General features: G+C 67.3%; 14 protein-coding genes. 8 read left to right on the top strand and 6 right to left on the bottom strand.

Annotated elements, in window-relative coordinates; translation table 11 throughout:
- Positions 1-3 precede the first annotated feature (3 nt).
- Together AC6EUH_RS02815 and AC6EUH_RS02820 are read right to left on the bottom strand one after the other, a co-directional pair.
- On the bottom strand, positions 4-798 hold the full coding sequence (locus tag AC6EUH_RS02815) for a metal ABC transporter ATP-binding protein (RefSeq protein ID WP_499737741.1): 795 nt from the start codon (positions 796-798) through the stop codon (positions 4-6).
- A complete protein-coding gene (locus tag AC6EUH_RS02820) occupies positions 795-1,763 on the bottom strand; it encodes a metal ABC transporter substrate-binding protein (RefSeq protein WP_056433596.1) in 969 nt (322 codons plus the stop codon). The genes AC6EUH_RS02815 and AC6EUH_RS02820 overlap by 4 nt, the downstream gene beginning before the upstream one ends.
- Before the next feature lie 52 nt (positions 1,764-1,815).
- On the opposite strand from AC6EUH_RS02820, the gene AC6EUH_RS02825 reads away from it, so the two are divergent.
- From AC6EUH_RS02825 to AC6EUH_RS02845, 5 genes are all read left to right on the top strand, one after another.
- On the top strand, positions 1,816-2,577 hold the full coding sequence (locus AC6EUH_RS02825; protein WP_056433599.1) for a CPBP family intramembrane glutamic endopeptidase: 762 nt from the start codon (positions 1,816-1,818) through the stop codon (positions 2,575-2,577).
- Positions 2,578-2,715: 138 nt separating this feature from the next.
- Positions 2,716-3,156, top strand: a complete 441-nt coding sequence (locus AC6EUH_RS02830; protein WP_499737742.1) for a VOC family protein — start codon at positions 2,716-2,718, stop codon at positions 3,154-3,156.
- A gap of 21 nt (positions 3,157-3,177) precedes the next feature.
- Positions 3,178-4,131, top strand: coding sequence for a 1,4-dihydroxy-2-naphthoyl-CoA synthase (locus AC6EUH_RS02835; RefSeq protein ID WP_056433604.1), 954 nt, complete (start codon positions 3,178-3,180; stop codon positions 4,129-4,131).
- 9 nt (positions 4,132-4,140) lie between these two features.
- The gene (locus AC6EUH_RS02840; protein WP_200913092.1) at positions 4,141-5,289 is read left to right on the top strand and encodes an AMP-binding protein; all 1,149 of its coding nucleotides are present in this window, start codon (positions 4,141-4,143) and stop codon (positions 5,287-5,289) included.
- A gap of 48 nt (positions 5,290-5,337) precedes the next feature.
- Entirely contained in the window at positions 5,338-6,219 is an 882-nt protein-coding gene (locus AC6EUH_RS02845; RefSeq protein ID WP_056433611.1) for a 1,4-dihydroxy-2-naphthoate polyprenyltransferase, read from the top strand.
- Positions 6,220-6,284: 65 nt separating this feature from the next.
- Here AC6EUH_RS02845 and AC6EUH_RS02850 read toward each other — a convergent pair whose 3' ends face one another.
- Positions 6,285-6,593: a DUF4229 domain-containing protein gene (locus tag AC6EUH_RS02850; RefSeq protein WP_056433614.1), complete on the bottom strand. Its 309-nt coding sequence runs from the start codon at positions 6,591-6,593 to the stop codon at positions 6,285-6,287.
- A gap of 151 nt (positions 6,594-6,744) precedes the next feature.
- Between AC6EUH_RS02850 and AC6EUH_RS02855 the strand changes: the two genes are divergently transcribed.
- From AC6EUH_RS02855 to AC6EUH_RS02865, 3 genes are all read left to right on the top strand, one after another.
- Entirely contained in the window at positions 6,745-7,170 is a 426-nt protein-coding gene (locus AC6EUH_RS02855) for a PLD nuclease N-terminal domain-containing protein (protein ID WP_499737743.1), read from the top strand.
- A 118-nt stretch (positions 7,171-7,288) separates the two neighbouring features.
- Positions 7,289-7,447: a hypothetical protein gene (locus AC6EUH_RS02860; protein WP_499737744.1), complete on the top strand. Its 159-nt coding sequence runs from the start codon at positions 7,289-7,291 to the stop codon at positions 7,445-7,447.
- On the top strand, positions 7,447-8,103 hold the full coding sequence (locus AC6EUH_RS02865) for a putative endonuclease domain-containing protein (RefSeq protein ID WP_499737745.1): 657 nt from the start codon (positions 7,447-7,449) through the stop codon (positions 8,101-8,103). The genes AC6EUH_RS02860 and AC6EUH_RS02865 overlap by 1 nt, the downstream gene beginning before the upstream one ends.
- A 354-nt stretch (positions 8,104-8,457) precedes the next feature.
- Here AC6EUH_RS02865 and ccsB read toward each other — a convergent pair whose 3' ends face one another.
- The 3 genes from ccsB to AC6EUH_RS02880 all read right to left on the bottom strand — a co-directional run bounded on the left by ccsB (position 8,458) and on the right by AC6EUH_RS02880 (position 12,259).
- Positions 8,458-9,567, bottom strand: coding sequence for a c-type cytochrome biogenesis protein CcsB (ccsB, locus tag AC6EUH_RS02870; RefSeq protein WP_056433623.1), 1,110 nt, complete (start codon positions 9,565-9,567; stop codon positions 8,458-8,460).
- A complete protein-coding gene (gene resB / locus AC6EUH_RS02875) occupies positions 9,567-11,267 on the bottom strand; it encodes a cytochrome c biogenesis protein ResB (RefSeq protein ID WP_499737799.1) in 1,701 nt (566 codons plus the stop codon). The genes ccsB and resB overlap by 1 nt, the downstream gene beginning before the upstream one ends.
- Before the next feature lie 236 nt (positions 11,268-11,503).
- Complete coding sequence (locus tag AC6EUH_RS02880; RefSeq protein WP_499737746.1) at positions 11,504-12,259, bottom strand: cytochrome c biogenesis CcdA family protein; 756 nt, start codon at positions 12,257-12,259, stop codon at positions 11,504-11,506.

The following is a 12,259-nucleotide window of genomic DNA, read 5'->3' on the forward strand; positions in this document are numbered from 1 at the left end:
GGCTCAGTTCATCCCCGGCTGGTTCGAAACGCCGCGGGCCGGAAGGTCCCGGTCAGGGCCGGGGAGCTCCCGGTTGAGGACGTCGAGCCCGAAGGCTTTTGCCAGGTGCTCCGGCTGCAGCACCACTTCGGGCGGGCCGTGCATCAGGACCTTGCGCATCAGGAGCACCGCCTCGTCGCAGAGCTGGGGCAGGGCGTGCAGGTCATGGGTGGAAACGAGGATGGTGCAGCCATCGGCGGCGAGTTCCTTCAGCAGGCGCGTAATCGTGGCCTCCGAGCGTTTGTCCACCCCGGCGAACGGCTCGTCCAGGAGCATGATGGTGGCGCCCTGGGCGATTCCGCGGGCCACGAACGCACGCTTTTTTTGCCCGCCGGAGAGCTGGCCGATCTGCCGGTTGGCGAATTCGGACAGCTCCACCCGGTCCAGGGCGAGGTCGACGGCGTCGCGGTCCGCCTTGGACGAGCGGCGGGTGAAGCCTTGGTGCCCGTAGCGGCCCATCATCACTACATCGCGGACGGACAGCGGGAACTGCCAGTCCACGTCCTCGCTTTGCGGGACATAGCCGATTCCGCCCGACTTGCGCGCTTTCGCCGGAGGTTCGCCGTTGATGAGGACACGGCCGGCGTCGGGCTTGACCATTCCCATGATCGCCTTGAACAACGTGGATTTGCCGGACCCGTTCATGCCCACTAGCCCGCAGATCCGGGCCGCGTCCACGGAGAGGGAGGCGGCGTCGAGCGCCAGGACCTCCCCGTAGTGGACGGTGACGTGGTCCACCAAAATTGCCGGATTGCTCATGATGCCGCTCCCGTCAGGCCTTCGGTGATGATTTTGGAATCGTGCCGGATCATGTCCAGGTAGGTGGGGACGGGGCCGTCCGCCTCGGAGAGCGAATCGACGTACAGCACGCCGCCGAACGCCGACCCCGTCGCGTCCACCACCTGGCGCATGGGGGCGTCCGACACCGTGGACTCGCAGAAGACGGCGGGGACCTTGTTGGCCTTCACGAATTCGATGGCTTTGGTGATCTGCTGCGGGGTGGCCTGCTGTTCGGCGTTGACGGCCCAGATGTAAACCTCGCGGAGGCCGGCGTCGCGCGTCAGGTACGAGAAGGCGCCCTCGCATGTCACCAGGGCACGCTGCGCCTCGGGGACGGTTGCGAGCTTCCGGACCATTTCGTCCTTCACGGACTGCAGCTTGGCCTTGTAGGCTGCGCCGTTCGCTTCGAAGGCCGCGGCGTTGGCCGGATCAAGCTCCGAGAACGCCTTCACCATGTTGTCCACGTAGAGCTGCACGTTGACCGGCGACATCCACGCGTGCGGGTTTGGCTTGCCCTCGTAGGAGTCTTCGCTGATGGACATCACTTCCACGCCTTCGCTCACCACGGCATGCGGAACGTCCAGGCCCTCAACGAACTGGGCAAACCAGGCCTCAAGGTTCAGTCCGTTGTCCAGGATCAGGTCAGCTTTGGATGCTTTGCGGATATCCCCGGGCGTGGGCTCGTATCCGTGGATCTCGGCGCCGGCCTTGGTGATGGACTCGACCTGCAGCTTGTCCCCCGCCACGTTCTGCGCCACGTCGGCCAGCACGGTGAAGGTGGTCAGCACCACCGGCTTCTCGTCACCGGCCACCGACCCCTGCCCCACACCCCCGCACGCGGCCAGGGACAGTCCGAGCAGAGCCGCGGCGACGGCGGCGCCAACGCCGCGGAGGCGGGGAGTTCGGCCAACGACTTTGGTGGACCGAAACAAAATATTAGGCATACCGAATATTATACGTGACTCGGCCCTTCGGCTGCGGCGCTAGGCTGGTGGCATGGGCACCGCTCTCCGCACACCACCGGCGCCGCGGCCGGAACTGTACCGGTTCTCGCGGCTCGATTTCATCACGGCAGGCATGTATGTGGCCGTCGCCGTCTTCTTCGCTGTGGCCGGCGGGCTGCTGGTGCCGCTGATGCTCCAGCTGTCGCCCAACCCTGCCGTGGCGTCCTACTCCGTCAATCTGATCTTCTACGGCGGCATCGGGGTCCTGGCACTGGCCGCCGTCCGGCACGTCGCCGCCCGGGATCTCAAGGTCCTCGCCACGAGGCCCTGGTTTACGATGCTGATGGTCCCCCTCGCGGTGGTGGCCATGATGATCCTCACCGCGGTCCTCGTCTCGCTCACCGGGCCGCCGCAGACGTCCGCCAACCAGGCCGGCCTGCAGGCGCTCATGCAGCAGGTGCCGGCCTGGCTGATGGTGCCGCTGCTGGTGATCGTGGGCCCCTTTGTGGAGGAGTACATCTTCCGGCACCTGCTGATCGGCAAGCTCAGCCGCCGCGTCAACTTGTGGGTGTGCTGTGCCTTGTCCGTGGTGCTCTTCGCCGCCCTGCATATTGTCGGACAGGAAGACCTGACCCTGCCGGTGCTGATGCCCTACCTCGCGATGGGCGCGGTCCTCGTTTTCGTGTATGTCTGGACCGGCAAGAACGTGATGTTTGCCTACTTCGTGCACGCCTCCAAGAACTTGCTGGCCGTCGTTTTCATCTATGCCATCCCGCCGGAACTCATGGAGCAGCTCCAGAACGCCCAGCCCTGACCAAAAGCAACGCGGGGTCACCGCCGGCCCATTCCGCCGCCCATTATGGGCGCTAAGTCACCCCGCGTTGCTTGGTGCGTGGCCGGAACTTGCTTCTGGGACCTACCGCCGCGGGCCCCGGCGTCGTAGTTTCTTTCCATGACACTCAACATCCAGATCGCCGTCGACTGCCGGAACCCGCATGAGCTCGCCGACTGGTGGGCCGAAACCCTCGAGTGGGCCGTGGAGCCGCAGGACGAGTCCTTCATCCGCTCCATGATCGCGCAGGGCTTCGCCACGGAGGCCGAGACCACGATCCACAACGGCCATCTTGTGTGGGGTGCCGGGGCAGCCATCCGCCCGCCCGAGGAACTCGACGCCACATCGCCCGAGCGACGCATCCTCTTCCAGACGGTCCCGGAGGAGAAGACCATCAAGAACCGGGTCCACTGGGACGTGAGGCTCGCCGGCGCGGACAAGGACCAGGCGCGCGCCGCCCTCGAAGCCCGCGGCGCCACGTTCCTCTGGACTGCCAGCCAGGGCCCGCATTCGTGGCACACCATGGCGGACCCGGAAGGCAACGAGTTCTGCATCAGCTGAGCCGATTACTAGACTCGGACTGTGAGCAACGAAATCCCCGCCAAGGTATCCGACGTTTTTGACCCCAGCCGCTGGCGCACTGTGTCCGGCTTCGACGATTTCCAGGACATGACCTACCACCGGCAGGTGGAGCGTTCCGCGGACGGCACCGTGGTGCGCGACCTGCCGACCGTCCGCATTGCCTTCAACCGACCCGAGGTGCGCAACGCCTTCCGCCCCGGCACCGTGGACGAGCTGTACCGCGCCATGGACCATGCCCGGATGACCCCGGACGTGGCCACCGTGCTGCTCACCGGCAACGGCCCCTCCGCCAAGGACGGCGGCCACTCGTTCTGCTCTGGCGGGGACCAGCGGATCCGCGGCCGGGACGGGTACCGGTACGCAGAGGGTGAGACCCAGGAAAGTATCGACCCCGCGCGCGCCGGCCGGCTCCACATCCTGGAGGTCCAGCGGCTCATGCGCACCATGCCCAAGGTGGTGATCGCCGTCGTCAACGGCTGGGCCGCCGGCGGCGGGCACTCCCTCCACGTCGTGTCAGACCTGACCATCGCCTCCCGCCAGCACGGAAAATTCAAGCAGACAGACGCCACCGTCGGCAGCTTCGACGCCGGCTACGGCTCTGCGCTGCTGGCCCGCCAGATCGGCCAGAAAGCCGCCCGGGAGATCTTCTTCCTGGCCCGGGAATACTCGGCCGAGGACATGGTCCGGATGGGTGCCGTCAACGAGGCCGTGGACCACGAGCGGCTCGAGGACGTGGCGCTGGAATATGCCGCCGACATCGCCCGGCAGTCCCCGCAGGCCATCCGGATGCTCAAGTTCGCGTTCAACCTGGCCGACGACGGCCTGGCCGGCCAGCAGGTCTTCGCCGGCGAAGCCACCCGGCTGGCGTACATGACGGACGAGGCGGTGGAGGGGAAGGAAGCCTTCCTGGAGAAGCGCGATCCGGACTGGTCCAACTTCCCCTACTACTTCTAGGGCGATCACGTGACTGCTGTGAACATCGAGCCCGCACTCACGGCGCTGGCCGCCGCCCTCCGCGGTGAGGGCCCCGCCGTCGAACTCTCCGCCGGTCCGGACGGGTCCCCGGCTGTGGAGCTGCTCGAAACCCCGGGAGTGGAGGACGCCGCCGCCGTGGTGCGGACCTCCGGCTCCACCGGCACGCCCAAGGCGACGGTGCTGACGCTCGACGCTCTGGCGGCGTCCTCGATGGCCACCGCCCTGGCGCTCAAGGGAGAAGGCCAGTGGCTGCTCGCCCTTCCTGTGCAGTACGTGGCCGGACTCCAGGTGCTGGTCCGCTCCCTGTTCGCCGGCACCCGGCCCTGGGCGATGGACCTCAGCGGCGGTTTCACCCCGGAGGCCTTCACCGCGGCGGCGCAGGAAATGACCGACAAGCTGAGGTTTACCTCACTCGTGCCCACGCAGCTGCAGCGGCTACTGGATGCCCCGTCGGCCGAGACGCTGGCCGCGCTGCGCCGCTTCAACGCGGTGTTGCTGGGCGGAGGGCCGGTCCCGCCGGCGCTGCTCACAGCGGCCCGCGACGCCGGCGTCCGCGTAGTGACCACCTACGGCTCCGCCGAGACCTGCGGGGGCTGCGTGTACGACGGCGTTCCGCTCGAGGGTGTCGAGGTGCGGCTGGCCGATGACGGGCGCATCCTGCTGGGCGGGTCCACCATCGCCGCCGGCTACCTGGACGCCCCGGAACTCACCGCGGAGGCGTTCGTCGAGGACGACGGCGTGCGGTGGTACCGGACCAATGATCTCGGCGCGCTGGACGCGGACGGGAAACTGACCGTCCTCGGCCGGGCCGACGACGTCGTCATCACCGGCGGCGTGAAGGTCTCCGCCGCGCATGTGCAGGCGGAGCTTGAGCGGCTCGACGGCGTGCAGGCCGCCTTTGTCGCCGGGGTCCCGTCCGCCGAATGGGGCCAGGCCCTCGCCGCATACGTGGCGCTAGCGGACGGCTCCCCGCAGGGCATCGCAGGCTTCACCGCCGGGGCCGCCTGGTCCCCGGCGCTGGGCGCCCTGGCCCCAAAGACCGTCCTGGCGACCGGCGAACTGCTCATGCTGCCGAACGGGAAACCCGACCGGCTGGCCATGACGGTTCGGCTCACCGAGCTCCATCAGGGAAAATAGAACAGCCGGGCACTCCCGGTTGAACCAAACCAACACGAGGTACTCAACGTGGCAACTGCCGCTCAATGGATCCAAGGCGCCCGACTGCGCACGCTGCCGGCCGCGATCGCGCCTGTCCTGATCGGCACGGCGGCCGCGTACGAGATGGACGCATTCCTGCCGCTCCATGCCGTGCTGGCCGCGCTGGTGGCCCTGCTGCTGCAGGTCGGCGTGAACTACGCCAACGATTACTCGGACGGCATCCGGGGCACCGACGAGGACCGCGTGGGCCCGCTCCGGCTGGTCGGCTCCGGCGCGGCGAAGCCCGAGCACGTCAAATACGCGGCATTCGCCGCGTTCGGGCTGGCGATGGTCTGCGGCCTGGCGCTGGTCATCCTCTCACAGACGTGGTGGCTGATCCTGGTGGGCATCGGCTGCGTCCTCGCGGCGTGGGGCTACACGGGCGGGAAGAACCCTTACGGCTACATGGGCCTGGGCGATTTGTTCGTGTTCGTGTTCTTCGGCCTTGTCGCCACGCTCGGCACAACCTACACGCAGGCCGGCCAGATCAGCCTCGCCGCCATCATCGGTGCGATCGGCACGGGCCTCATCGCCTGTGCGCTGCTCATGGCCAACAACGTCCGCGATATCCCCACCGACCGGAAGGCCGGGAAGAAGACCCTGGCCGTGCGGCTCGGCGACAAACATGCGCGGGAAAGCTACGTGCTGATGCTCGCCGTCGCGATCCTGCTGCCGATCGTCTTGGCTCCGACCCGGCCCTGGATGCTGATCGTGCTGCTGCTGATCCCGGCCAGCCTGATGCCGTCCTGGCTGATGATCTCCGGCCGGCGCCGCAAGAGCCTGATTCCGGTGCTCAAGCAGACAGGGCTGATCAACCTCGGCTATGCGGTGCTGTTCTCCCTGGGCCTGGTGCTGAGCCACGGGTTCTAGCGGTACTTCGGGCGGGCGCGGGTGTCGCGGCCTGTGCCGCGGGGTTTTCGCCAGCTGTGACGAGGCTAGGCGTCCTTTGGGCGGCGGTCCGTGTGGACAGTGATGTCCGGGTGCTCATCGACGAGGCGGTCTTCGGCGTCGGCATCGTCAACTTCTCCGGCGCTACGCAACGGCTTGGCCTGGCCCGAGAATCGGTGGTGCAGTGATGCGGCGGCGGCGTCGCGCTGCTTCTGGAAGAAGAGGAAGCTGATCGCGAAGGCCATCATTCCCGCGCAGAGGACGGCCAGTAGCCATCCGAGCTGCAGGTAGACGAACAGCGCGAACAAGGGCACAAAGAGCGCCAGCCGGATCAGGGAGTATTTCAGGAAAGCCACACTCAAAGTTTAGCCGCCCCGTGGCGGCCCGGCCCACCGACGCCCGTATCCTGCCCGCCCGGGACCCATCTCCGACGCCCCACAAATGCATTCCTCGGGCGCCGGCTCACCGGGAGAAGCCGGAGAGTCCCCCGGAGGCTAGACTGATTACATGCTCCGTGTAGTGGTTGTCGTCGCCGTCATCGTCGTGTTCGTCTACGGGCTCGTCGACGTGATCCGCACTGACCCTCGCGAGACCAAGGGCATCTCAAAGCCGGCCTGGATTGTGGTGCAGATTGTCCTTCCGGTGATCGGTGCCATCCTGTGGTTCCTCATCGGCCGCCCCCGCGGCACCAGCCCAGCGCGCGCCAACTACAGCCACCCCCTAGCTCCCGACGACGACCCGGAATTCCTGCGCAATCTCGAACTCCGTCGCCGCCAGCAGACCGAAGCCGACCGGCTCAAGAAGCTCAAGGACGAGCTGGACGCCAAAGAAAAGACTCTCGACGACGGCAAGGGCACCCCCGGCACTCGGGCGTCCGAGTCAGGCGAGGCCTCCGGCAGCGGCGACGCGCAGGGCACCGACGAGGTCAAGTAGTACCCGGCTGGCGCCTCACAGCATTCGTTATCCTTTTCGCGTCCGCTCAGAGGACCCGCTCCTCCTCCACACTGTGGATAACCTCCGAGACACTTCCTGACGGTCGCAGAATGCCCGTATGCGCCTGCCCAGCGAGCTTCCCCCGCAGCTTCGCAACCAGCCCTTCACCGTGGCCGAGGCCCGCGCCGCCGGGCTGAGCCGACGTCGCTCCCGGGCCCCGGATCTCGTCAACCCCTGCCACGGTGTGCGCGTCCCGGCAACCCCCAGAATGGCCTGATGGAACGGTTGCGCGCCCTGACTGCTGTGACCGGCGCTGTGGTGAGTTACCTGTCTGCGGCGGCGCTTTGGGGCTTCCCCCTGCCGGCTTCACTGGCGGACCTGGCTGTCGTGCACCTGACGAGTGATCCGGGCAGACGGGCCGTGCGCTACAAGGATGTCATGGGCCATCAGCAGTCACTCGAACCGGGCGAGATCGTGGCCGGGGTCTGGGTGAGCTGCACGTCCCCACTGCGGACGTGGTTCGACCTCGCCGGCACACTGAGCCTCGATGATCTGGTGATGGCCGGCGACTTTCTGCTGCGCCGGAGGAACCCGCTGACCACGGTCGATGCCCTGGACACGTTCCTCGCCGGGAAACGGGGCAAGCCGGGCTACCGGCGTGCCATGCGTGCCCGGGCACTGATGCGCGCCCACACGGACTCACCCAAAAAGACCGAACTCCGGCTGCTCCTGACTCGCCATGGTCTGCCGGAGCCCGGGATCAACGTCCCGATTTTCGACGAGACCGGTTGCTGGATCCAGGACCCGGATCTCTCCTACGAGCGGGAGAAGGTCGCGATCCAGTACGACGGCGCGCATCACGCCGATCCGGCGCAGCGCCGCAGCGACATCTTTCGAGATGAAAACGCCAGGGATGGCGCGTTGTCGTCTTGACGCAGACGGACCTGGACCCGCTGGCACCCGGCATGACGCCGACTGCCGTGACCCGGGTGCGGGCGGCGCTACAGGAGCGCGGCTGGACCTCCGAGCCGGCCCGGAGTCCAAGGCGTACCGTCCCCGTTCCACCCATCTGACACGAATGGCCGCTAAGCGGGTCGGTTTAGCGGCCACTTGTGGCAAATCGATGAAGAGAGTCGGCCGCCCGGTTACCCATCTGACACGAATGGCCGCTATCCGGGGTGGGATAGCGGCCACTTGTGGCGAACGGCAGCATCGCGGAGCCCAGGGAGCCCCGTGGAGTTCCGTAGCGGCCGTTCGTGGCAGCTCGCGGAGCCATGGAGCGGCCGGTTACAGCCCCGAGTAGGAGTGCAGGCCGTTGAAGAACTGGTTCACGATGGTGAAGTTGAAGACCACGCAGAGGTACCCCACGATCGACAGCCAGGCGGCACGGGTTCCGGTCCAGCCGCGAGTGGCGCGGGCGTGCAGGTAGCCGGCGTAGACCACCCAGATCACGAACGTCCAGACTTCCTTGGTGTCCCAGCCCCAGAAGCGGCCCCAGGCCTTCTCGGCCCAGATGGCGCCGAACATTAGCGTGAAGGTCCAGCCGACGAAGGCGATGGCATTGATCCGGTAGGAGAGGTTCTCGAGGCTCAGCGCGGACGGGACCAGGCGCATGAAGCCCAGCTTGTCGGCGCCGCCGGCAGCGATGGTCTTCTGCCGGTGCGACTGGACCAGCTGCAGCGCGGACATCGCGAACGTCAAGGTGAACAGCGCGGAGGACAGCACCGCGATAGAAACGTGGATGATCAGCCAGTAGCTCTGCAGCGCGGGCACGAGGTGGCCCACCGGCGTCCAGTACGCCACAGAGGCGGCCACGAGCATGATGATCGCCAGGCCCACCACGAAGGTGCCCAGGAAGCGCAGGTCGCGCCGGACCAGGACCAGCAGGAAGACGGCCACGGCCACGAACGCACCGGTGGTCAGGAACTCGTACATGTTCCCCCACGGCACCCGGCCCGAGCCGATGGCCCGGGTGATGACGCCGGCCGCGTGGATGGCGGCACCCAGCACGGTTAGGGCGACGGCGACCCGTGCGGGGGCGCGGCGCTCGGCGGAGTAGCGCATGGTGCCGTCGGCGGTCTGGCCAACCCCGGCGGCGTTCCCGGCAGCGGCACCCGCCACGGACGACGTCGGGCGTTCAGCCCGGCCAACGGGCCCTGCCACGTCCCCGTCGGCCCGGTTAACAGCACCGGAGGACTCCCCGACGCCGGCAGCGACCGGAACGCGGGCGGCGTCGGCACCTGACAGCTCGGCGGCCTTCAGGTCCACCGCGCGCAGCGTCTTGCTGCTCTTGGCGAGGTCCCATGCGAAGGCGATGAAAGCCACCGTGTAGGTGCCCGCCGCGAGGAGCATGAACAACTCGCTGTACTGGCCCATGGTTTCGTTGATGGGGAGCATTACTGATCCTTCTTTGACTCGGAAGAGCCTGCTGTTGACTGGATGAAGTCTGCTGCGGGGTGGTCCGCTGAGTCCTGCTCGGTATCAGCACCCGTACCGGTACCGGGATTGGAGGTGTCCGCCCGGTCATTATCCGCGCTCCCGCTGGGAGCCGACTGGGAGCCTTGGTCCTCGAGATCCCAGGCGCCGGCGAGCAGCCTGCGGATCGCGGCAGCCTCCCCGGCCAGCCGGTGGTCCTCGCCGCGGGCGAGGAGCCCGTACTCCACCATGGTGCGGCCATCGTCGTGGGTACCCGTCCGGACCCAGACACGGCGGCGGTTCACGTACAGGGAAGTGACCAGGCCGGCCACCGCCAGGAGCGCGAAGATCAGGGCATACAGCTGGCCCGGATTGTGGTGGATATCGACGCCGACGTACCGCTTCACGCCGTCGAAGCTGATGGAGCCCTTGCCGTCCGGCAGGGTGTAGCTGGCGCCCGGTGCGAGGGTGATGCCGCCGGCGTCGAGGTTGCGGGCGTTGAGCGGTGTGAGCTTCTTGACGTCGAGTTCGAAGACGTTCTGCGGGGCGCCGTCGTCCAGGCCGAGGTCGCCGTAGTACGAGTTCAGGGTCAGCTGCGGGTTGAACAGTTCCGGATCGCCGCTGAAGGACACGCCTTCATCCGTGACAAACGCGGTGGGCAGGAAGAAGCCGGCGAAGGCGAGTTGCTCCGGCTTGGCGTCCGGGACCTTGATGACGGCGGAGGAATAGTAGTTATCGCCCTGCAGCTTGGCCACCACCGGACCCTGCATGGCGACGTTGCCAGCGCCGTCGCGGATGGTGACCACCGGGGCGTAACCGTTGCCGGTGAGATACATGCTGGTGCCGCCGAGGGTGAGAGGGTCGTTGACCTTCAGCACCTCTTTCTTGGCGGGCGCGTCCGGCGATTCCTTCGTGGTCACGTCGGCCTTGAAGTCGATCGGCTGGCCGACCTTGCCCTCGGACTCCCGGTCAAAAGTGATCTGGAACTTGTCCAGCTGGACCGAGTACGGCTGCAGCTGGCTGCTCTGGAAGTTGGTGCCCGGAGTGAACTGGTCATAGCCGACGAGGGTGTTCACGAACGTGTCGCCCTCGACGAGGATCCGCTGCCCGCTGTACCCGAACAGCCCGCCGATTGCGACGGACACCAGCACGCCGATCAGCGAGGTGTGGAAGACCAGGTTGCCGACTTCGCGCAGGAAACCGCGTTCCGCGCCCGCCGATGGCCGGGCGCCGTCGCGATCGCGGACGTCGACGCGGTAGCCGCGCTTCTTCAGGAGTGCGGCCGCGTCCTCAATAGCCTCCGACGCCGGGATCCCGGCTTTGGCGGGGATCATGAGCGTGCCGTATTCGGGCAGCCGGGACAGCCGCGCAGGCGTCCGCGGGGGCTGGGACCGCATTGCCTTGTAGTGCGCGATGGCGCGCGGGACCACGCAGCCGATCAGCGAGATAAAGAGCAGGATGTAGATCGCCGAGAACCACGCCGAGGAGTACACATCGTAGAGCTGGAGCGAGTCGAGGATCTTGCCGTAATCCGGGTTGTCCTTGATGTACTGCGTGACGATCGACGGGTTGGCGGGCCGCTGCGGAAAGAGCGAGCCGGGGACCGCAGCGACGGCCAGCATGAGCAGCAGGAACAGCGCGGTGCGCATGCTGGTCAGCTGGGTCCAGGCCCAGCGGAGCATGCCCACCGGGCCAAGCGTGGGCAGGACAGCCTCAGCCTTTGCGGCCGCGACTGGACTGCTGCCGGATTTCACACCGGCTCCGCCGGACGTGCCGCCAGGCTTGGTGACGCCGGACGTGACGTCCGGCTTCGTGCCGTCGGGCTGGGAGCCGTCCCGCTGCGTGCAGTCAGGCTGGGGGCCGGCGCGCTTCGTGCCGTCGGCTGGGAGATTCTTCTCTTCGTTCACTCGCTCGCTCATCAGATCGGCAATTTCACATCGGTTTGGAACCAGTACTGCAACTCGGAAACCCAGGTCCCCCACACGCCGGTGGCCATCAGCAGGCCCAGCCCCACCAGGATTCCGCCGCCAATGCGCTGGATGGCGAGCCGGTGCTTGCGGAAGAAGGACATCACGCCGATGCCGCGGCGCACGGCCAGGGCAATCAGCAGGAAGGGGATGCCCAGGCCCAGGCTGTACACAAACGCCAGGAAGGCCCCCTTGGTCGCCGACGATCCGCCGGAGAGGCTCAGCAGCTGGACCGCGGAATAGGTCGGGCCGATGCAGGGCGCCCAGCCCAGGCCGAAGGTGATGCCCAGCAGCGGCGCACCCCACAGCCCCGCCGGCGGCTTGGACTGGATCTTGGCGTCGCGCTGGAGCCAGCCGAAGCCGCCCATGAACACGACGCCCATGATGATCACGAGCAGGCCCAGGACCTGCGTGATCCAGGCGTTCTGCGAGCCGGTGATCAGGGTCCCCAGCTGCCCGAACGCCCCACCCAGCAAGACAAAGATCACGGAGAAGCCCAGGACAAACAGCCCGATGCCGGCCAGCATGCGGCCGCGCTTCTGCTTCTGGAGGTCGACGCCGGTCAGTCCCGTGACGTAGCCCAGGTACCCCGGCACGAGGGGCAGCACGCAGGGCGACAGGAAGGAGACGAACCCGGCGAGCAGCGCCACCGGGATGGCAAGCACTAGCGATCCGCTCAGGATGGCTTCGGCGAAGGGGCTGTTCAC

Source organism: Arthrobacter sp. 001422645 (genome assembly GCF_059816125.1).